Raw genomic sequence first — 21,412 nt, 5'->3', positions numbered from 1 at the left:
CCTTACACCGGGGTTTTTCTTTATAGTGGCTTAAACGAATCGGATTCTGGATCATCCCCCATGCGCACCTATCTCGATCTTCTTCAACATGTGCTGGATACCGGCACCGACCGTGGTGACCGCACGGGTACAGGTACGCGATCGGTTTTCGGATATCAGATGCGCTTCAATCTCGAAGAGGGGTTTCCGGTTCTCACGACCAAGAAACTGCATCTTCGCTCGATCATCCATGAGCTGCTCTGGTTTCTGAAAGGTGATACGAACATCGCCTATCTGAAGGAAAATGGCGTCTCGATCTGGGATGAATGGGCAGACGAGAATGGCGACTTGGGCCCGGTTTATGGTTATCAGTGGCGCTCATGGCCAGCGCCGGATGGCCGCCATATCGATCAGATCGCGAATCTTCTCAAGATGCTGCATGGAAATCCCAATTCGCGGCGCCTGATCGTATCGGCGTGGAACCCGGCGCTGGTCGATGAAATGGCTTTGCCGCCATGCCACTGTCTTTTCCAGTTCTATGTCGCCGATGGAAAACTCTCCTGCCAGCTTTATCAACGCTCTGCGGACATATTTCTGGGCGTGCCGTTCAATATCGCTTCCTATGCGTTGTTGACGATGATGATCGCGCAGGTTGCCGGTCTGAAACCGGGAGAGTTCATCCATACGCTCGGGGATGCGCATATTTACGCCAATCATTTCGATCAGGCGCGCCTGCAGCTTACCCGAATACCAAAGAAATTGCCGACAATGTGGATCAATCCGGATGTGAAGGACCTCTTTGCTTTCCGTTTTGAGGACTTCCAGCTTGAGGGCTATGAGGCCGATCCGACGATCAAAGCGCCGATTGCTGTCTGAGGCATTCCATGTCCGTACAAGAACCGATTGTTTCAATCATTGTTGCTGCCGCCGAAAACGGCGTCATTGGGCGCGACAATGATATGCCGTGGCGGCTCTCAACCGATCTCAAACGCTTCAAGGCCCTGACGCTCGGCAAGCCGGTTATCATGGGGCGGCGGACTTGGGAATCTATTGGGCGCCCCTTGCCGGGACGGCCCAATATTGTCGTGACGAGGGACAACGGATTTCAGGCTGAAGGTGCAAGTGCTATCGGTTCTCTCGAAGAGGCAATTGCGCTCGGACAAAAACTGGCCGCTGACCTGGGTGTCGAAGAGGTTTGCGTCATAGGCGGCGGGAAAATTTATGCGCAGGCTTTGCCTCTCGCGGACCATATTCACCTGACCCGCGTGCTGGCCGAGATCGATGGAGATACGCATTTTCCAGAAATCGACCTCCAAATCTGGCGCGTCGTTTCGCAGGAGGATGTGCCCGCTGGTGACAAGGATAGTCACCCAACGCGCTATTTTGTGTACGAAAAACGTGCTGTGTAAAGCATAGTTCACGAATTTTGTCGTCTTCGCGTTGAAAGCGGACCTCCCGATGCCTATAAAACGGAAACATTAGTTGATGACGGGAGTGGGCAGCTCGCTTTCCCGTCGCCTGGACGAGAGGTGAGGATGCCCTGGAGTAATCAGAATGGTGGCGGCGGCCCATGGGGTGGCGGCGGCGATAATAACAATAACAACAATAATGGCGGTCCTTGGGGACAAGGGCCAAAGGCCCCACGTGGCGGCGGCCAGAACACACCACCTGATCTCGAAGATATTCTGCGCAAAGGACAAGATCGTCTGAAGCAGGTCTTCCCCGGTGGTGGTGGCAAGGGCGGCAGCAATCGCGGCGTTCTTTTCCTTATTGGCGCGGCAGTTGTCGGCTTCTGGCTCTTCCAGTCCGTCTATACCGTGCAGCCGGACGAACTTGCCGTCGAATTGCGCTTCGGCAAGCCGAAGGAAGAAGTGTCCGAACCGGGACTGCATTTCCATTGGTGGCCGATTGAAACCTATGAAAAGGCGCAGATCGTCGAAAAGCAGATCAATATCGGTGGGCAGGGCAACCGAAGTGCGACGCAGGGCCTGATGCTGACGGGCGACCAGAACATCGTCAACGTTCAGTTCTCGGTTTTGTATCGCGTTTCCGATCCGCAAGCCTATCTGTTTAACGTCGATAATCCGGATGCGATGGTGCAGCAGGTTTCTGAAAGCGCGATCCGTGAAATCGTTGGCCGTCGACCGGCTCAGGACGTTTTCCGCGACAACCGTTCGGCAATCGCATCCAGTGTTCGCGATATTGTTCAGCAGACGCTCGATACCTACAAAACGGGTATCCAGATCAACGCCGTTTCCATCGAAGATGCAGCACCGCCGCGTGAAGTGGCTGATGCCTTCGATGAAGTGCAGCGTGCCGAACAGGACGAAGACCGTTTCGTGGAAGAATCGAACCAGTATTCGAACCAGAAGCTCGGTCAGGCTCGTGGTGAAGCAGCCCAGCTTCGCGAAGAAGCAGCCGCTTACAAGAACCGTGTCGTTCAGGACGCGGAAGGTGAGGCTCAGCGTTTCAGCTCCGTTCTGGGTGAATACCAGAAGGCGCCGGAAGTGACGCGTAACCGTCTGTTCCTCGAAACCATGGAACAGGTGCTGAAGAGCACCAAGAAAGTTATTGTCGAACCTGGAAAGGATGTCGTGCCTTATCTGCCGCTGAACGAACTCATGCGCCAGCAGCCACGCCCAGGCGTGAATGCGACCACGACGACCCCGAGCGGAGGTAACCAGTAATGGCTCAGAACAGGCTCCCAATCATTGGCGGCATTATCGCCGTCATCGCTTTCCTGATCTACTCCGCCACGTTCATCGTATCCGAGCGTCAGCAGGCTATCGTGCTTCGCTTCGGTCAGATCGTTGATGTGAAGACGGAACCGGGCATCTACTTCAAACTACCTTTTGGCTTCCTTGATGCAGATACTGTGCAGTTGATCGATGATCGCCTGCTGCGCTTCGATCTGGACGATATCCGCGTTCAGGTTTCGGGCGGCAAGTTCTATGACGTCGATGCGTTCCTCGTTTATCGCATTACCGATGCGCGCAAGTTCCGTGAAACCGTTTCGGGCAGCACGCTGCTTGCCGAGCAGCGTCTTCGCACGCGTCTTGATGCTGCATTGCGTAGCGTTTACGGCCAGCGCGGATTCGAAGCGGCACTTTCGGAAGAGCGTGGCGACATGATGCGCGAAGTGCGTGACCAGCTTCGTCCCGATGCAACGTCGCTTGGCTTGACCATCGCCGATGTGCGTATCCGTCGTACCGATCTGACGGCTGAAGTTTCGCAGCAGACCTATGACCGCATGAAGGCAGAGCGTCTTGCCGAAGCAGAGCGCCTGCGTGCCCGTGGCCGTGAAGCTGCCCAGCGCATCCGCGCTGTCGCGGATCGTCAGGTCGTCGAAACGATTGCAGAAGCACGCAAGGAATCGGAAATCCTTCGTGGTGAAGGCGATGCGCAGCGCAGTGAGATCTTCGCAGGCTCTGCAGGCAAGGACCCTGGTTTCTTCGCCTTCTACCGCTCGATGTCTGCTTATCGTGAAGCCCTTGAGACCCCGGATACAACGCTGGTTCTCTCGCCGGACTCGGAGTTCTTCAAGTTCTTCCGTGATGCTGGCGGCAAGCTGGCAACGCCTGCCCAGTAACAACCGGGTCAAACGCTCATGAGCGATTTTTTAGCCGCCGTAGGTCTTCTCTTCGTTCTCGAAGGGCTGCTCTACGGCGGCTTTCCTTCCTTGGCGAAGAAGCTTGCTCGTGAAGCGAGTGAGACGCCGGAGAACATGTTGCGCATTGCCGGGATTGCAGCGCTCGCAATCGGCGTCGGCATTGTTTGGCTTGTCAGGGGATAAGCCGCTTTCCTTCCGTTATTTATTGTCTGTAGTCTATGCGGGGCCGTAAACAGGCCGTATTTTGCAGCGATCAAGCCTTAGTACATCTATCGCTAATCAAACGACTGCAAGCAAACAGGAACGGAGCAGGGCTTCATGGCAATTGCACCAAAGGCGGGATTTGCTCGCACCCTTTTCGCAACCGTGGCATTGGGGGCGATGACCGTCGCTGGCACTCTTTCGGTAGGGACACCTCCGGCAATCGCGGCTCAGGGACCGGCTTCCGTTGCCGATCTGGCCGAAGGGCTGCTGGATGCAGTGGTGAACATCTCGACCTCACAGACCGTCAAGGAAGATGGCGAAGGTGACGGTGCGGTTCCGATGCCGCAGGTGCCGGAAGGCTCTCCATTCCAGGAATATTTTAAGGACTTCTTCGGTGACAAGGGCGGCGCGCAAGGCGACGAGTCGCGCAAGGTCCAGTCGCTGGGTTCCGGCTTCGTCATCGATGCCGAAAAGGGCTTCATCGTAACGAATAATCACGTCATCGCCGATGCGGATGAGATCGAAGTCAATTTCAACGATGGGTCCAAGCTGAAAGCGGAACTGGTCGGAAAAGACATTAAGACCGATCTGGCGATCCTCAAGGTGGATCCGTCCAAGCACAAGCTGAAGGCCGTAGAATTCGGTAATTCGGAAAAGGCGCGTATCGGCGACTGGGTCCTTGCGATTGGCAATCCCTTCGGTCTTGGTGGAACGGTGACTGCGGGCATTATTTCGGCCCGCAAGCGAGATATCAATTCCGGTCCCTATGATGACTTCATCCAGACCGATGCGGCCATCAACCGTGGCAATTCCGGTGGGCCGCTGTTCGATATGGATGGCAAGGTGATCGGTATCAACACTGCAATCATCTCGCCCTCGGGCGGCTCTATCGGTATCGGCTTTGCCATCCCTGCGGAAATGGCTGTGGGTGTTATCGACCAGCTCAAGGAGTTCGGTGAAGTTCGCCGTGGCTGGCTTGGTGTACGTATCCAGCCTGTTACCGAGGATATCGCTCAGAGCCTTGGACTGAAGGAAGCCAAGGGCGCGCTGATTGCCGGGCTGATCGAAAATTCCGGCGTCGACAACAAGGCCATTGAAGCCGGAGATGTCGTGATCCGCTACGAAGGCAAGCCGGTCGACACCGCCCGCGATCTACCGCGACTGGTTGCGGAAACCCCGGTCGGCAAGGACGTCGAGATCGTCGTGGTTCGTCAGGGTGAGGAAAAGACGGTGAAGGTCAAGCTCGGACGTCTGGTCGAGGATGACAAGAGCACCGAAGCTGCGACGGAAGATCAGGCTCCGCTGCCCGAGGGCGAGGGCGGTGATGAAGGTGCGGAAACGCCGGATACGTCAAAAAAAGAACAGAAGAGTGACGCTGCCCCGAGCGTTCTTGGAATGAAGCTCAGCGAGCTGAATGACGATGTTCGCGGAGAATTTGGCATTGCCGAAGATGTAGAAGGCGTTGCTGTTCTTTACGTCGCTCCTGGTTCAGCTGCTGGCGAGAAGCGTATCGAAACCGGCGATGTTATCGTCGATATCGGGCAGGTGAACGTGAAGACGCCGGAAGACGTGAAGAAGCGCATTGATGCGCTGCGCCGCGAAGGACGCAAGAATGCACTTATGATGCTGGCTTCTCGTTCGGGGGAACTGCGTTTCGTGACTGTCCGGATCAATTGATCCTCAATTGAATGTACTGCTGAAGCGGCATTGCAGGGAAATCTGCAATGCCGTTTTGTTTTGCGGTTTGAATCACTTGGCGCCAGAACCGTACAAAGAGATTCGAGTACTTCCTTATTTGTCGTTCGAAATGGCAGAGCCTTCTGTTTCATTCGCCTCCGGTATGCTATGGACCGGCGCCATTCGGAGTAGGGTGAGTTGGAAACAGTCGATATTGTGGTCATAGGCGCTGGCGCGGCAGGCATGATGTGTGCCATCGAGGCGGCCAAACGCGGGCGTTCCGTGCTGGTCGTGGATCACGCAAAGGCAGCAGGTGAGAAAATCCGTATATCGGGCGGTGGTCGCTGCAATTTCACCAATCTTCATGCAAGTCCGAAAAATTATCTCTCACAGAACCCGCATTTTTGTATCTCTGCTATGAGCCGCTACACGCAGCGCGGCTTCATTGCGCTCGTGGAACGTCATCGTATCGCCTATCACGAGAAGACACTCGGGCAGCTCTTCTGTGATGGCTCGGCGTTGCAGATAATTGAAATGTTGCTGGGGGAAATGAAGCGCCATGGCGCGCGACTAAAGCTTGGTTGCAGTGTCAGTTCGGTCGAAAAATCCGCACATGGTTTTACGCTTCAGCTAACGGATGGACCTGTTCGCTGTCGATCACTGGTCGTGGCCTGTGGCGGGAAATCTATCCCGAAGATGGGAGCTACAAGCTTCGGCTACGATATCGCGACACAATTTGGATTGCGGATTGTCGAAACACGACCGGCACTGGTGCCATTGACGTTTGAACCCAACACACTTGAGCGGCTGAAACCGCTGGCCGGTGTTGCCGTCGATGCCGTTGTCTCCTGCGGCAAAACGAAATTTGCCGAAGCGATGCTTTTTACGCATCGTGGCATTAGTGGCCCTTCGATCCTGCAGATTTCTTCCTACTGGCGTGAAGGAGATGAAATCCGCATTGCGATGCTACCGGAGACGGACATTTTCGAAGCCCTGCGTGAGCAGCGCAAACAGAACGGCAAGCAGGCATTGCAGACCGCACTGGCGCTTTATCTTCCGAGGAAACTTGCGCAAACCATAGCCGAGGAAATTGGTGCGACCGGTCATCTGGCGGATATGTCGGACAAGATGTTTCGCCGTGTTGAGGCCGCGATAAACGACTGGCGCATCAAGCCCGCCGGCTCGGAAGGCTATCGTACGGCGGAGGTTACGCTTGGAGGGGTCGATACGCGCGATCTCGACTCCAAGACCATGGAAGCCAAATCCGTTCCCGGCCTTTTTTTCATCGGCGAGGTTGTCGATGTTACCGGCTGGCTCGGCGGCTATAATTTCCAGTGGGCATGGTCTTCGGGCTGGGTGGCTGGTCAGGCTGCCTGAATGCGGTAGACGGAATGAAGCTTCAAATGCGGAGTTTTATCCGGCACGCGCGGATGGTCGAAATCGCTCGACGGATCGCGGGTCATGCCGATGCGACGCATGACGGCCGTAGACCGCTCATTATTATGGACGGCGAAGGAAACCACTTCGGTGAGGCCAAGGGTGCCGAAAGCATATTCGATCAGCGCTTTGCCCGCTTCGGTCACATAGCCTTTGCCCCAAAAGGGAGGGGCCAGCCGCCAGCCGATTTCAACGGTGCCATCCGGTAAATAAGGTTCAAGGTCAGTGCGGGCGAGACCGGCGAAACCGATGCACTGACCTTCTTCTTTTTCTTCCAGCGCATAGAAACCGAGACCCGTTTCAGAAATCATCTTCCGGAGGTGGTCGAACAGTTCATCCGATTGCGAGCGATTTCTACGAAAGGGAAAGAAACGCATGACTTCTTCATCTGAATTGATGACATGGAACAGGTCGCGGTCGTGATCTTCCCAGTTCCGGATGATGAGGCGTGGCGTTTCCAGAATGATCATTGAACGAAATCCGTCTTTCGATAGCCCTGAATATAGAGGAGGGCGGTCAGGTCGCCATGGTCAACCCGCATTCTGGCCTGCGCTGCCACAGTCGGCTTTGCGTGGAGTGCGACGCCAGTGCCTGCAAGCTGGATCATGCCGAGATCGTTCGCCCCGTCACCTACTGCGATTGCATCATCTGGTGTGAGACCAAGGCGCTCGGCGATTTCCTCGAGTTTCTCGACCTTGGCTTCCCGGCCGAGAATTGGTTCTGTGACCAGCCCGGTCAGATGCAAACCATCGTCGATCAGCCTGTTCGCACGTTCTTCGTTGAAGCCGATCATTTCGGCGATACGCTGGGTGAATGAGGTGAAACCGCCGGACACCAGCGCCGTGTAAGCGCCATGTTTACGCATGGTGCGCACGAGTTCCGGGCCGCCGGGCATCAGTGTAATGCGGGTTGAAATGACCTTGTCGATTACGTTGAGCGGCAGACCTTTCAACAAGGCGACCCGCTCGCGCAAGGCTGGTTCGAAAGCGATCTCGCCGTTCATGGCGCGCGCGGTGATTGCAGCCACATGCTCGCGCAGCCCGGCTTCCTCTGCCAGTTCATCGATGCACTCTTGCTGGATCATCGTGGAATCCATGTCGGCAATCAGAATTTTCTTGCGTCGGTGCTCCTGTTCCTGCACCACCACGTCGACCGGCGCGCCATCAAGCGAATGGCGCAGCAGGGTTTCGGCTTCGTCACTGCTGATCCCCGATGGAAGCGCAATGTCGCAGGCAATGTTGTCGGCCAGCCAGTAGAGTCCAGTTGCGTTCACTGCCGCTGAGGCTTTAATCCCAAGCGCTGATGCAAGCGAGGCCTTGGCCGGATTGGCAATCAAAGTGGCGACGAGAGAAACCTGTTGGGACATGGAGAGCAATTCCGACGATGAATGAGGGTGCGATCACGAATGCAATCCTGATAGCTGGCCCGACGGCCAGCGGCAAGTCGGCACTTGCCATTCGCATGGCTCATGAGACCGGCGGTTTCATTGTGAACACTGATTCCATGCAGGTTTACGATGTTCTTGACCTTCTGACTGCGCGGCCGAACAAAGCGGATCTGGCTGCGGCAGAACATCATCTCTATGGACACGTCGCGCCATCGATGTCCTATTCGACCGGACGATGGCTGGATGATGTAGCTGACCTGCTAACCCAACCTGCCATGAAGCACAGGACCCCGATCTTTGTTGGCGGGACGGGGCTTTATTTCAGAGCGCTTCTCGGTGGACTGTCGCAGATGCCAGAGGTGCCGGGTGATGTTCGCGCCTATTGGCGAGGACTTATGGAGACGGACGGTCCGGAACTTCTTCACCGGCTTCTCAGCGAACGTGACCCGGATATGGCCGCAACCCTTCAACCTTTCGACAGCCAGCGCATCGTTCGGGCGCTGGAAGTTTTTGAGGGCACCGGAAAGTCGCTTCTTGTGTGGCAACAGACGAAAGGGCAGGCACTGGTAAACGATGATAGCGCCCGCAAGATCGTCTTGCTGCCGGAACGGACATGGCTTTCAGAACGTATTGCCCGGCGGTTTGCCCTGATGTGGGACAATGGTGCGATTGATGAAGTCAAAGCGTTGCTGACGCTAGATGTCGACCCGGCATTGCCTGCAATGAAGGCCATCGGTGTGCGTGAAATCACGGCATTTTTGCAAGGCTCGATGTCGCGGGAAGAAGCCATTGAACGTTCGGTTATCGCCACCCGGCAATATGCAAAGCGTCAGTCGACCTGGTTTCGAAATCAGCTTGATGATAGCTGGTGCACGCACGCAAATTCCGATGATGCCTTCGCTCAATTAACGACAACGAAATAACTCGCTGGCACTCTCTGAAACAGGAGAGGTGGGCGCGGGCTATGCGGTTTCATAAATCGGAACGGGCATTTTTTATTCTGATTGTTCTGATGTTCGGTATCGGGCTGTTGCTTTATCAAGCTCGTGTCGACATCGGACAATTGCAGACATTGCCTCTTGATGCGGGCGCCTATGAACTGGTTTCGAGACTCGACCAGCTGAACCACGTCACAATCTGGGTGCTGATTGCGACAATCGCTTGCGGGTTGTTCCTGATCTATCCCCAAATTCGCACCGATGCGCTGGACCACGGCAAACTGCAGGTCATCACGCAGGATCTTTCCGAACGGTCGCAGACCCTCGAACATGCTGCGTTGACGGACAGCCTGACTGGTATGCAGAACCGGCGCTATTTCGACGAGGCGCTAAAGGAATATCTGGTCCAGTTTGACCGTATACAGCGGCCTGTCGGACTGATGATTATCGATCTCGATCACTTTAAGGCCGTGAACGATACCTACGGACATGACATTGGCGATGTCGTGCTGCAGGAGGTGGCGCGGTGTCTCAAGGACTATACACGGTATCATGATGTTGTCGCCCGGCTTGGTGGCGAGGAGTTCGCAGTCCTTGCGCCGAACATGGACGCGGAATTGATGATCAAGCTTGCTAATCGTATTCGCAAGGCCATATCGACGCTCGAAATCGATCTCGGCGATGAAAAGCTTGGCGTTACCGTCAGTATCGGTCTTGCGATATGGGATCGGCGCGAGACCTCGAAAGATCTCTATCGTCGCGCTGACAAGATGCTCTATGCCGCGAAGAATATGGGCCGTAACCGCGTCTGCGCCTAGCTTCAGGCTGATAGGATTTTCGGATTCGCTACACTATCTAGCGCTCGCGATCCTTGCGAAAGCTGCGCACCAGTTCGCCCATCTTCTCAATACTCTGTTTTGTGTCGAGACTGAGTGATGTTTGTGGCCTCGGCGAAGAAGATGAGCGATGGTAAGCTTCGTCGGTAGGCGCTTGGTCACGGCGACTGGTAGAGACTGGGCTGCCCCACAGATTATCCTCGTCTCCGAGTTGGTCCACCGGTTCCGTCTGTGAACTGTTCTCAAAAGCACGTAATTTTTCAACGATACGGTCGAGGGATATCTTTTCGTCGTTGCGCCAGCTGGAAAGAGCGCTCTCGCTTTTGCTGCGTCCGGGAAGCTGATGAGGTGGGATGGTTTCGAATGTGAGACGCATCGGTGTTGAGAACGCTTCGCCGAAGGCTATCGCTTCGCGGTTGGCGATGGATGACAGGAAGCCTGCCATGCTCTGTGCGCCGCCGCGAATGGCACCTTTGATGATTTCCTGATCACGTTCATTACCGAGCCGCATCGCAAAAATCGAATTGCACTGTGAGAGGATCGTTGGATCAAGCTCGCCGGGGCGCTGGCTTATAACTCCGAGATAGGAACCGTATTTTCGACCTTCTTTGGCAATTCGGGATATTGCCTGCCTTGTCGGCCAGAACCCGGCGTCGCGGTCGGTTGGAATATAGCGGTGGGCTTCCTCGCAGATTACCAGTGTCTGTAGGCTGCCCTCACTTGAAAGGGCGATATCGAATGCCAGTCTGCACAAGACGGAAGCAACAGCGTTGACAACCTCGGATGGTAAGCCTGCAAGCTGGAATGTGCAGATGGGTTTTCCGTTCAGCGGGATGCGAAAAATCCGGCCAATGGCCTGTCGCATTGTTTCCGAGCCGCCAGTTACAGCGAACATGAAACGGAAGCGGGGATCGGCAGAGATCGATTCAAGCCGAGCTTTGAGGCTGCGCAGATAGGGACGTTCCGCCTTGCTGTCGAGGAGACCCATACGCTCATCGATGAGGGCTATCAGGTCAAGCAGACGGTAGGCGATGGGCGTGTCGGCGCTGACGCTCTGGCGGTCGGCAAGCTGCCGTCGCAATGTTTTCGCGGCTGACAGTTCTGTGCCCTGCATTTTTTCGCGGGCTAGCTGGACCAGATCACGCAATATATCGAGTTCCATCGGGTCCGGCGCGCGCCCGCGAAAGATCACATCTGCAAATTCATCCAGCCGCAGCATCCAGAATGGCAGTTCGATATTCGTCTGATCGACCGCCACGGCCAGATCGGGAAATGCGCTCGCGAACTCATTGTGTGGATCAAGAATGAGCACACGCAGATTGGGCTTTTCGGCGACGATCCGGCGTAGCAGCAGGATGACTGCGCTCGACTTGCCGACGCCCGTTGTGCCGACGATAGCGAAATGCCGGGAGATAAGATCATCGACCGATATGTAAGCCGGAACGGTTGCGTCCTGCGTGAGTGTACCGATTGAAACGCTGCTGTGACCTGTTTGCGCATAAATGGCGGCAAGGTCGGTGGCGCGGATACGGTGAGCAATAGCGCCGGGATGGGGAAACTGCGAAATACCGCCGTTGAAAGTGGTCTGCCCGGTCGGTTGCACGCGAACTTCACCCAGAAACTCGACATGGACATGGAGCGTGTTGTCACCGCCGCGTATCCAGACATCACCGGGAACAAGCACGTTGCGGATGAGTCCCACGACGCGATTGTCGCCTGCCTGAATGGATATAAGCTGACCTACGGCCCAATAATCGTCAGATGCTGCCGAAGAGGGGCCTGATAGCGCTGAGACGATGGCACTCTCGCCATCGCATTGGATGACATAGCCTTCCGTGCGATTGCGCTGCACATATTCGCTCTGTTCTCGCGCGTTGGAACTGTCCCCAATTTCGCTCATGCTGCCCACTCCGCCCCAACTTTCAACAGGAGGTTTCGTGTCAGGATAAGAATCTTCCGTTGAAATAAAGTTATCGTTTGGGGCGGGTGAGCCTAAGAAAATATCGCGGGCGATGTATTTATGCGTTGACGACGCCAAATCCGGCTATTAGTGTCCGCCACCATGAACACGATTATTATTCTTGTGGTACGGGCGCGCATGGGCAGGATGGTGTAACCATCCGGCGAAAGCTCCCATGCGCGAAAGACAGGCTCCCTCGGGAGCCTTTTTTATTATCCAAATCAGAAATGAAATGCAGACGACGGGAAGAGAACAATGACTGCAGGTAAACGTGAGGCGGACGCAAACGCCGCAGAAACGCAGGAAGCAAGCAATCCACGCGAAATGACCGGCGCAGAAATGGTCATTCAGGCTTTGATCGATCAGGGTGTGGAGAGCATCTTCGGTTATCCCGGCGGCGCTGTGCTTCCGATCTATGACGAACTGTTCCAGCAGGACAAGGTTCAGCACGTTCTGGTCCGACACGAGCAGGGCGCAGGACACGCTGCGGAAGGCTATGCGCGTTCGACCGGCAAAGTCGGTGTGATGCTTGTTACCTCCGGTCCGGGTGCGACCAATGCAGTTACGCCGCTGCAGGATGCCCTGATGGATTCCATTCCGCTGGTTTGCATTTCTGGTCAGGTTCCGACAACGCTGATCGGCTCCGATGCGTTTCAGGAATGCGATACGATTGGTATCACGCGCCCCTGCACCAAGCACAACTGGCTGGTGAAGGACGTCAACGATCTGGCGCGCATCCTGCATGAAGCCTTTCATGTCGCTTCCACCGGTCGTCCCGGTCCCGTTGTGGTCGACATTCCGAAGGATATCCAGTTCGCCAAGGGTATTTACACGCCACCGGAAACCGCGCCGCGCACCAGCTACCGTCCGGTTCTCGACGGCAAGGCGCAGGCAATTTCGGACGCCGTTCGTCTGCTCGTCAATGCAAAGAAGCCCGTCATCTATTCTGGCGGCGGTGTGATTAATTCCGGCCCGGCAGCTTCCCGTCTGCTGCGCGAGCTGGTTGAGATCAGCAATTTCCCGATCACATCCACGCTGATGGGGCTGGGCGCCTATCCGGCCTCCGGCAAGAATTGGCTCGGCATGCTCGGTATGCATGGCACTTACGAAGCCAACATGACCATGCATGACTGCGATGTCATGCTGTGCGTCGGTGCCCGTTTCGATGACCGTATTACCGGACGTCTGAACGCATTTTCTCCGAACTCGAAGAAAATTCATATCGATATCGACCCATCCTCCATCAACAAAAGCGTTCGCGTTGATGTTCCGATCATCGGCGATGTTGCGCATGTTCTGGAAGATATTGTTCGGCAGTTCCGTGCCTCTGACAAGAAGCCGGAAAAGCAGGCAATCGGTGCCTGGTGGGAACAGATCGATCGCTGGCGTGCCCGCAATTCGCTCGCCTATGCGCCGAACAAGGACGTCATCATGCCGCAATATGCAATTCAGCGGCTTTATGAACTGACCAAGGATCGGAAGACTTACATCACCACGGAAGTTGGTCAGCACCAGATGTGGGCTGCGCAATTCTATGGCTTCGAGGAACCGAACCGCTGGCTGACCTCTGGTGGCCTCGGCACCATGGGTTACGGCCTGCCGGCAGCGCTCGGAGTACAGATCGCACACCCTGATGCACTGGTTATCGATATCGCGGGCGATGCCTCGATCCAGATGTGCATTCAGGAAATGTCGGCTGCCATCCAGCATAATGCGCCAATCAAGATATTCATCCTGAATAACCAGTATATGGGCATGGTGCGCCAGTGGCAGCAGCTCCTGCATGGCAATCGCCTGTCGCACTCCTATACCGAGGCGATGCCGGATTTCGTGAAGCTGGCTGAAGCCTATGGCGCACATGGTATCCGTTGTGACAAGCCGGGCAACCTCGATGCCGCCATTCAGGAAATGATCGACATCGACAAGCCGGTTATTTTCGATTGCCGCGTGGCAAATCTCGCCAACTGCTTCCCAATGATCCCATCGGGTAAGGCGCATAACGAAATGCTGTTGCCGGATGAAGCAACGGATGAAGCTGTCGCCAACGCCATCGATGCCAAGGGCCGCGCGCTCGTCTGATCCGGAGGAAAGAAATCATGAATGCACAGAACCTAGCTTCCGGATCGGCCTATTTCATTGCAGCCGAAACGCAAACGCCGGAAACGCATACGCTTGCGGTACTCGTTGACAACGAGCCGGGTGTCCTTGCCCGCGTGATCGGTCTTTTCTCCGGACGTGGCTACAATATTGAAAGTCTGACGGTTTCGGAAACCGAGCATGAAAAGCACTTGTCGCGCATTACGATTGTGACGCGCGGCACGCCGCACGTGCTTGACCAGATCCGCCACCAGCTGGCCCGGATTGTTCCAGTTCACCGCGTCGTCGATCTCAGCCATCGCGCCTCTGAGCTTGGCCACGACCGTCCGGTTGAACGTGAACTGGCACTGGTGAAGGTTGCCGGCAAAGGTGAGGTGAGGGCGGAAACGCTTCGTCTTGCCGACGCGTTCAAGGCCAAGGTGGTTGATGCGACGACGGATCACTTCATCCTGGAGATCACCGGGAAGACTGCCAAGATTGATCAGTTCATCTCGATCATGAAGCCACTCGGACTGGTTGAGACCTGCCGTACGGGTGTTGCAGCCATGAACCGTGGCCCGGAAGGCATGTAAAAGCTTACAACTGAAATCGATACAATATGTTTGAAAACCGGCACAATGTTTCGATTGTGCCGGTTTTTTATTGAGCTAATTTGTCCCCATAAATTGGGGCCGTCCTATGTCTGTTGAAATTTTTCTGGCGCTTCTTGTCTTCGCCTTCGTGTCGTCCGTTACGCCGGGGCCAAATAATCTCATGCTTCTGGCATCAGGCGTAAACTTTGGTTTCCGTCGAACGATCCCGCATATGCTGGGGATCGGTGTGGGCTTCTTCGTGTTGCTGCTTGCGATCGGCTTCGGGCTCGGCGCTTTGATCGAAACGGTGCCGTCATTCTATGCCGCGCTGAAATTCGCTGGTGGCGCCTATATGCTCTACCTTGCCTGGAAGATTGCTATGTCGCGTTCCATCGGAGAGGCAAAGCATCGAGATAAAGCTGAGCCAATGACTTTCTTGCAGGCAGCGGCATTTCAATGGGTCAATCCGAAAGCCTGGGTAATGGCGATCACGGGAATTGCCACCTATGCCAATCACGACAACTATTATGTCGCCGTGCTCCTGGTCAGCTCCGCCTTCGCGATTGTGAATTTGCCGAGCGTTTCGGTCTGGGCAGGGTTTGGCACATTGCTGCGCAACTGGCTTTCTGACCCTGTTCGATTGAAATGGTTCAACCTTATCATGGCCCTGCTGCTCGTTCTGAGCCTATGGCCGATGCTGAAATAGAGAATGAAGAGGCGAATTATGAACCAGCTTCCAACTTATTATGATGTTATTTCGGCCGCAAAGCAGATCGAAGGATACGCACACCATACGCCGGTGTTCACGTCGTCAACTATCGACCGCGAAACCGGCGCTCAGTTCTTTTTCAAGTGCGAGAATTTCCAGCGCATAGGTGCCTTCAAATTTCGTGGTGCTTTCAATGCTCTGTCGCGGTTTACGGATGAGCAAAAAGCGCGAGGCGTGTTGGCTTTCTCGTCCGGTAATCACGCGCAGGCGATCGCGCTTGCGGCAAAACTGCTCGGTATTGGCGCGACTATCATCATGCCTGAGGATGCGCCGCGCGCGAAACTTGATGCAACGCGAGGCTACGGCGCGAAGGTTGTGACCTATAACCGTTACGAAGAAGACCGCGATGTGCTTTCGAAGCGTCTGGCCGAAGACGGTGGGCTGACCCTCATTCCGCCATTCAATCATCCGGATATCATCGCCGGGCAGGGAACTGCGGCAAAGGAATTGATTGAGGAAACCGGTCCCCTCGATGCCCTGTTCGTCTGTCTTGGCGGTGGTGGCCTGTTGGCCGGTTCGGCGCTAGCGGCAAAAGCCTTGTCGCCGGAATGCGACGTCTACGGTGTCGAGCCGATGGCGGGAAATGATGGCCAGCAGTCGTTCCGCTCCGGCAAGATTGTGCACATCGACGTGCCGAAGACCTTGGCGGATGGCGCCCAGACACAAGCTCTTGGCGACATGACCTTTGCCATCATCCGCGAAACTGTTCGTGATATTCTGGCCGCTAGCGACGATGAACTGGTTGACGGTATGAAATTCTTCGCCAGTCGGATGAAAATGGTGGTCGAACCGACAGGCTGTCTCGCTTTTGCTGGCGCACGACAGATGGCGTCGAAGCTGCAAGGCAAGCGTGTGGGGGTGATCGTCAGTGGTGGCAATGTCGATCTTGACAGATTTGCAGCGCTGGTGAGCAAAACCGTTTGATCACGGTTTGATCTTGTTTTCGGGCGGCGAATCCTGTCTGAAAGGATCATGCAGTTTTCACCGGAACAGGATCAGGCGCTGAAGGCCGTCGGGCAGTGGCTCAAAGACGGCCGCAGCCCTATTTTCAGATTGTTCGGCTATGCGGGTACGGGCAAGACAACGCTCGCCCGCTATTTTGCCGAGCATGTGGATGGCGATGTGCAGTTTGCAGCCTTTACCGGCAAGGCGGCACAGGTTTTGCGCTCGAAAGGCGCCAGCAATGCTCGCACGCTTCATTCGCTGATCTATCGCCCGCGCGGCGAAGAAGCGATCGAAGATGAAACGACCGGCAAGACTTCCATCGCGCCGACTTTCTCTCTCAATCGCCAAAGTCCTGTCGCCAAGGCGGCGATGATCGTCGTCGACGAATGTTCCATGGTCGATGAAGCGCTGGGACGCGATCTGATGAGTTTCGGCACTCCGATCCTCGTGCTCGGCGATCCGGGGCAGTTGCCGCCGATTTCCGGCGGCGGTTTTTTCACCGAACACGACCCGGATTATCTCCTGACCGAGATTCATCGTCAGGCGCAGGACAATCCGATCATCCGTATGGCGCTTGATGTGCGGGAAGGGCGTGAACTTCCTTATGGTGACCATGGCGCTGCAAAGGTTATCGGAAAAGGCGACGTCAATCAGGAGATGGTGTTAGCCGCCGATCAGGTGCTCGTCGGTACCAACCGGACGCGCCGCCGCTATAACCAGCGCCTTCGGGAGCTAAAAGGCTTTACTGCTGATTACCCGCAGGCTGGCGACAAGCTGGTTTGCCTGCGCAACGATCCTGCCAAGGGACTTCTCAACGGATCGCTCTGGAAGGTGATGACATCGTCCAAGGAAACGGTAAAGCCCGGTATCAATCTGCTGGTTACACCTGAGGATGATGATCGCGGTGTGGCGAAGATCAAGCTGCTGAAGGCGCAGTTCGAAGACCCCGACAGTGAAATTCCGTGGCAGACCAAAAAACGCTACGACGATTTCGATTACGGTTATGCTTTAACTGTGCACAAGGCACAGGGCTCCCAATGGGATGAAGTCGTGCTCTTCGATGAAAGTTTTGCGTTTCGCGATACGCGTGAGCGGTGGCTTTATACGGCGATCACGCGGGCTGCCGAACGTTTGACCATTGTAAAATAATTACTCGTCTGTCGGTCGGGCACTCAGCCATTCCCAGGCCTCGTTTTCTTCGTCTGCTTCGAAAGCGCGAAGTTCTATCGACAGGAAAGGCTGCATGAGGGTTATGCTGGCCTGTATCCACAGGGGGCCGCCGACGATTGCATAGTGGCGAAGCTTTTTCAGGGATTTGGAGCGCATGGACAGCATGCTTTCCGAGAATGCAGCCGTCCAGTCGAAACCTTCATATCCGGTTAGGCGGATCAGGAGGTCAATTTCTTCATGTGTTTCGTAAGCTGCGTCAAGAAGCCCGTAGAGGTTCTCCAATGACGCATCGTCGAGATGTCCTTCGATTGCAAAAGCAAAAACGTCTTCCCGGTTTGTTGGAATGCGGCGAATGACGGGTATGTCCTCATTTCGCATCATAGACCTCCATCATTGATCAGATTTAAACGTCGAAGCGGGGGCAAAGGTTGCGGACAGTCTCCAAATTGATGCGAACTGGAAAAACTATGCAAACCCAGATTGTTGCAGGCAGATTTCATGGTTGGGGATTGCGGCTGCGGTGCGACGGCAAAGCACTCACATTTTTTCGTGGCAGGCGTTATAAAGCGGGATATCTATCCGGGAGTCTCCAATGCCTGCGAAATTATCGGTCAATCTCAACGCTGTTGCGATGCTGCGAAATCGGCGTGATTTGCCTTGGCCAAGCGTTACCGGTCTGGGCCGCGCTGCGCTTGCCGCAGGCGCTGCGGGATTGACAGTGCATCCGCGTCCCGATCAGCGTCACATCCGGTTTTCCGATCTGGGTGATATACGCGCTTTGATCGATGATGAGTTTCCGCAAGCGGAGTTCAATATCGAAGGTTTTCCAAGCGAAGCATTTCTCGATCTGGTGGAGAAACATCAGCCTGAGCAGGTGACGCTCGTTCCTGATGATCCAACACAGGCGACCTCGGATCATGGATGGGATTTCGTGTCGAAATCTGACTTTCTGGCTCCTATCGTGGCCCGTTTGAAAGCGGGCGGAATGCGGGTGTCATTGTTCGCCGACCCCGATCCGCTTGGATACGAACGCGCAGCTGCTATCGGTGTGGACCGTGTGGAGCTCTATACCGGCCCTTATGGTGCGACCTATGATGACCCGGCAGCCGCAATACGTGAACTGGATCGATTGGAAAAGGCTGCAAATGCCGCTACGGCGCTAGGCCTCGATATCAATGCGGGGCATGATCTTACAGTAGACAATCTGCCTGCGCTGATAAAACGTATCCCTCAGTTGAGTGAAGTTTCCATTGGACATGGATTGACCGCCGATGCACTCATGTATGGAATTCCGGTAACTGTAAGCCGCTATATTGCGGCATTGGCATAAGATGTTAGTTAATGCGCTTGGTGCATGGCTCGGGTTGAAGCTTTGCAAAAAGCGCATTTGCATTCGGGTGAGACAAGCTTTAGGCGTCCGCCACTATTCAGATGCGTTGGGGGACGCAGGATCGTATGAGGGAAGCATTGAAGCAGTTTTCCGACGTCTGCTTTCTGCGCCGAGGCAGTTCTATTGCGGTTGCATTCGGACGAATTGCTACGTTCAATCGATACCAAGCTTATGATTAAAGCTGATTTGGGAAACGGTGCGGCGACGATGCGGCAATTCGCAACTTTTTGCGAATACACTCATTATCTGAAATCGATCTCCAGTAACTCCAGCCAGAATCTTTTCAGGAAGTTGCGAGGTGCCTGCATATGAGCGGCGAGCTAAATGGCAATGACACGCCCACACAGGCCGCTATGCCTGCCGTTGGTGTTCCTGAAAGCGTCGCTTTTGCTGAAGATGCCGAACAGCACAATGAGAGCATGAAAACGCTGGTGCTTGGGGCGCTGGGCGTTGTCTACGGTGACATCGGCACCAGCCCCATCTATGCTTTTCGTGAAGCCCTTCATGCGGCGGCGAGCGATGGCATTCTCGCCCGCAGTGACATTCTGGGCGTTGTTTCTCTGATCTTCTGGGCACTGACGCTGGTTGTGACCATCAAGTATGTGCTGTTTGTTCTGCGCGCCGATAATAACGGCGAAGGCGGCATTCTTTCGTTGATGGCTCTTGTCAGAGGTGCGTTGAAAGGCCGGCCTGACCTTATCTTGGGGGTAGGCATCTGCGGTGCGGCGCTGTTCTTCGGTGACGCGGTCATTACGCCCGCAATCTCCGTTCTATCGGCGATGGAAGGTCTTGAGATTGTCGCTCCTGATCTTACTCCGTTCGTTGTTCCGATAACTGTCGTCATTCTTGTGACGCTGTTTTCGGTCCAGAAACTCGGCACTGGCAAGGTGGCCATCGTCTTCGGACCGATTATGGCATTGTGGTTTTTGGCGCTGGGTGCGTCGGGTCTCTGGCATATTTTCGATGATCCTACGGTGATGGTGGCGCTGAATCCCTATTATGCTGTACGCTTTCTGATGATCAGCCCGGGCATTGCCTTTATCACGGTTGGTGCCGTGTTCCTCGCAATGACCGGTGCCGAAGCTCTTTACGCCGATCTCGGTCATTTTGGACGCAAGCCAATCGTTCGCGCATGGCTTTGGATCGTGTTCCCATGCCTGCTGCTCAACTATTTTGGACAGGCAGCCTTCATCCTTTCACATGGCGAAGCCGCTGCATTGCCATTCTTTCAGATGATGCCAAGCTTCGCGCTATTGCCAATGGTCCTGCTGGCAACTGCAGCGACTGTTATCGCTAGCCAGGCAGTTATTACGGGCGCTTATTCGGTGGCACGTCAGGCTGTTCAGCTCAACATTCTGCCGCGCCTTGAAATCCAGCACACCTCGGAAAAGCTGCACGGCCAGATTTATATTCCGCGCGTCAATCTGCTTTTAGGGCTGGCGGTGGTTATTCTGGTGCTTGGGTTCGAGAAGTCCAGCAATCTGGCCGCTGCATATGGCATTGCAGTTACTGGCAACATGCTGGTCACGACGGTCCTTCTCTATATCGTGATGACACGCATCTGGAATTGGCGCGTGAGCCGCGCCCTGCCGATTATTGTTGGCTTCCTGATCATCGATATTATGTTCTTCGGTGCAAATATCATCAAAGTCCATGAGGGTGGTTGGGCTTCGATTGGTATTGCCGCGATACTTGTTCTCATCATGTGGACCTGGGTGCGCGGAACGCGGCATCTCTTTAACAAGACCCGCAAGGCTGAAGTTCCACTGGATCTCATCGTCCAACAAATGACCAAACGTCCGCCGACCATCGTGCCGGGCACGGCTGTATTCTTGACGGGCGATCCCAAAAGCGCTCCCACCGCGCTCATGCACAGCTTGAAGCACTATAAGGTTTTGCACGAGAATAACGTCATACTGACGGTTGTGACGGCATCGAAGCCATGGGTTTCAAGTGCCGACCGCGCGCGTGTATCCCAATATAACGAGCGCTTCATGCAGGTGACGCTTACCTTCGGCTATATGCAGCAACCGAATATTCCACGAGCGCTCGGCATCTGTCGAAAGCTTGGCTGGAAATTCGATATCATGACGACGTCGTTCTTCCTGTCGCGCCGCTCGCTCAAGGCATCGGCCCATTCCGGCTTGCCGCTCTGGCAGGACAAGCTGTTTATCCTGCTTGCCCGAACGGCATCGGACGCGACCGAATATTTCCAGATCCCCACCGGTCGTGTGGTGGAAATTGGAACGCAGGTGAATCTGTAACTCATCTGAATTGATAGTTTTAAAGAGCGCTTTTCCGGTTTCGGGGAGGCGCTTTTTTGCATTTGTTGTCGATGAAATTAATCCCGCTTTAGGCGACCGTAATTTTTGAAAACATGCTTGACCGCTGAAGAAACAGTAATTATGAATTGGGAACCGTACCGTACGGTACAAGGTGGA

At 55.0% G+C, this 21,412-nt stretch carries 20 protein-coding genes; 16 read left to right on the top strand and 4 right to left on the bottom strand.

Annotated features, from left to right (window positions below; genetic code table 11):
* Positions 1–60: 60 nt before the first annotated feature.
* The 7 genes from CES86_RS05915 to CES86_RS05885 all read left to right on the top strand — a co-directional run bounded on the left by CES86_RS05915 (position 61) and on the right by CES86_RS05885 (position 6,847).
* Positions 61–855, top strand: a complete 795-nt coding sequence (locus CES86_RS05915) for a thymidylate synthase (RefSeq protein WP_094513891.1) — start codon at positions 61–63, stop codon at positions 853–855.
* Positions 856–863: 8 nt separating this feature from the next.
* Entirely contained in the window at positions 864–1,388 is a 525-nt protein-coding gene (locus tag CES86_RS05910) for a dihydrofolate reductase (protein WP_094513889.1), read from the top strand.
* 126 nt (positions 1,389–1,514) lie between these two features.
* The gene (gene hflK, locus CES86_RS05905; RefSeq protein ID WP_012091791.1) at positions 1,515–2,666 is read left to right on the top strand and encodes an FtsH protease activity modulator HflK; all 1,152 of its coding nucleotides are present in this window, start codon (positions 1,515–1,517) and stop codon (positions 2,664–2,666) included.
* Positions 2,666–3,568 (top strand): protease modulator HflC, encoded by a 903-nt coding sequence (gene hflC / locus CES86_RS05900; RefSeq protein ID WP_010659764.1) that lies wholly within the window; start codon positions 2,666–2,668, stop codon positions 3,566–3,568. Before hflK ends, hflC begins: the two co-directional genes overlap by 1 nt.
* Positions 3,569–3,586: 18 nt before the next feature.
* Positions 3,587–3,772 carry a DUF2065 domain-containing protein gene (locus CES86_RS05895; protein ID WP_006467185.1) on the top strand — a complete coding sequence of 62 codons (186 nt, stop codon included), beginning with the start codon at positions 3,587–3,589 and terminating at the stop codon, positions 3,770–3,772.
* A 135-nt stretch (positions 3,773–3,907) separates the two neighbouring features.
* Positions 3,908–5,470, top strand: a complete 1,563-nt coding sequence (locus CES86_RS05890) for a Do family serine endopeptidase (RefSeq protein ID WP_012091792.1) — start codon at positions 3,908–3,910, stop codon at positions 5,468–5,470.
* Between the two features lie 198 nt (positions 5,471–5,668).
* Positions 5,669–6,847 (top strand): BaiN/RdsA family NAD(P)/FAD-dependent oxidoreductase, encoded by a 1,179-nt coding sequence (locus tag CES86_RS05885; protein ID WP_094513888.1) that lies wholly within the window; start codon positions 5,669–5,671, stop codon positions 6,845–6,847.
* Here the strand turns inward: CES86_RS05885 and CES86_RS05880 are convergent.
* Positions 6,835–7,377: a GNAT family N-acetyltransferase gene (locus CES86_RS05880; RefSeq protein WP_094513886.1), complete on the bottom strand. Its 543-nt coding sequence runs from the start codon at positions 7,375–7,377 to the stop codon at positions 6,835–6,837. The two genes, CES86_RS05885 and CES86_RS05880, sit on opposite strands and share 13 nt — an antisense overlap.
* Complete coding sequence (serB, locus tag CES86_RS05875; RefSeq protein WP_094513884.1) at positions 7,374–8,273, bottom strand: phosphoserine phosphatase SerB; 900 nt, start codon at positions 8,271–8,273, stop codon at positions 7,374–7,376. The genes CES86_RS05880 and serB overlap by 4 nt, the downstream gene beginning before the upstream one ends.
* A 17-nt stretch (positions 8,274–8,290) precedes the next feature.
* Here serB and miaA point away from each other — a divergent pair, with 17 nt between their 5' ends.
* Both miaA and CES86_RS05865 read left to right on the top strand, forming a co-directional pair.
* The gene (gene miaA, locus CES86_RS05870) at positions 8,291–9,217 is read left to right on the top strand and encodes a tRNA (adenosine(37)-N6)-dimethylallyltransferase MiaA (protein WP_094513882.1); all 927 of its coding nucleotides are present in this window, start codon (positions 8,291–8,293) and stop codon (positions 9,215–9,217) included.
* Between the two features lie 41 nt (positions 9,218–9,258).
* A complete protein-coding gene (locus CES86_RS05865; RefSeq protein WP_012091797.1) occupies positions 9,259–10,050 on the top strand; it encodes a GGDEF domain-containing protein in 792 nt (263 codons plus the stop codon).
* A gap of 37 nt (positions 10,051–10,087) precedes the next feature.
* Here CES86_RS05865 and CES86_RS05860 read toward each other — a convergent pair whose 3' ends face one another.
* Positions 10,088–11,968, bottom strand: a complete 1,881-nt coding sequence (locus tag CES86_RS05860) for an ATP-binding protein (RefSeq protein ID WP_010659771.1) — start codon at positions 11,966–11,968, stop codon at positions 10,088–10,090.
* A 315-nt stretch (positions 11,969–12,283) separates the two neighbouring features.
* Here CES86_RS05860 and CES86_RS05850 point away from each other — a divergent pair, with 315 nt between their 5' ends.
* The 5 genes from CES86_RS05850 to CES86_RS05830 all read left to right on the top strand — a co-directional run bounded on the left by CES86_RS05850 (position 12,284) and on the right by CES86_RS05830 (position 17,560).
* Entirely contained in the window at positions 12,284–14,107 is a 1,824-nt protein-coding gene (locus CES86_RS05850; protein ID WP_012091798.1) for an acetolactate synthase 3 large subunit, read from the top strand.
* 17 nt (positions 14,108–14,124) lie between these two features.
* The gene (gene ilvN, locus CES86_RS05845; RefSeq protein WP_094513881.1) at positions 14,125–14,697 is read left to right on the top strand and encodes an acetolactate synthase small subunit; all 573 of its coding nucleotides are present in this window, start codon (positions 14,125–14,127) and stop codon (positions 14,695–14,697) included.
* 106 nt (positions 14,698–14,803) lie between these two features.
* Complete coding sequence (locus tag CES86_RS05840) at positions 14,804–15,403, top strand: LysE family translocator (protein WP_010659774.1); 600 nt, start codon at positions 14,804–14,806, stop codon at positions 15,401–15,403.
* 18 nt (positions 15,404–15,421) lie between these two features.
* On the top strand, positions 15,422–16,390 hold the full coding sequence (locus tag CES86_RS05835) for a threo-3-hydroxy-L-aspartate ammonia-lyase (protein WP_094513880.1): 969 nt from the start codon (positions 15,422–15,424) through the stop codon (positions 16,388–16,390).
* 48 nt (positions 16,391–16,438) lie between these two features.
* Positions 16,439–17,560, top strand: a complete 1,122-nt coding sequence (locus tag CES86_RS05830) for an ATP-dependent DNA helicase (protein WP_094513879.1) — start codon at positions 16,439–16,441, stop codon at positions 17,558–17,560.
* Here the strand turns inward: CES86_RS05830 and CES86_RS05825 are convergent, their stop codons facing one another.
* Positions 17,561–17,959, bottom strand: a complete 399-nt coding sequence (locus tag CES86_RS05825) for a SpoIIAA family protein (RefSeq protein WP_012091800.1) — start codon at positions 17,957–17,959, stop codon at positions 17,561–17,563.
* A 214-nt stretch (positions 17,960–18,173) separates the two neighbouring features.
* On the opposite strand from CES86_RS05825, the gene CES86_RS05820 reads away from it, so the two are divergent.
* Both CES86_RS05820 and CES86_RS05815 read left to right on the top strand, forming a co-directional pair.
* A complete protein-coding gene (locus tag CES86_RS05820; protein WP_094513877.1) occupies positions 18,174–18,911 on the top strand; it encodes a pyridoxine 5'-phosphate synthase in 738 nt (245 codons plus the stop codon).
* Positions 18,912–19,279: 368 nt separating this feature from the next.
* The gene (locus CES86_RS05815) at positions 19,280–21,235 is read left to right on the top strand and encodes a potassium transporter Kup (RefSeq protein WP_010659779.1); all 1,956 of its coding nucleotides are present in this window, start codon (positions 19,280–19,282) and stop codon (positions 21,233–21,235) included.
* The last annotated feature ends 177 nt before the right edge of the window (positions 21,236–21,412 follow it).

The sequence above is a fragment of the Brucella lupini genome (genome assembly GCF_002252535.1).
Taxonomy (GTDB): Bacteria; Pseudomonadota; Alphaproteobacteria; order Rhizobiales; family Rhizobiaceae; genus Brucella; species Brucella anthropi.
This window is presented reverse-complemented; position numbering and strand designations above follow the sequence as displayed.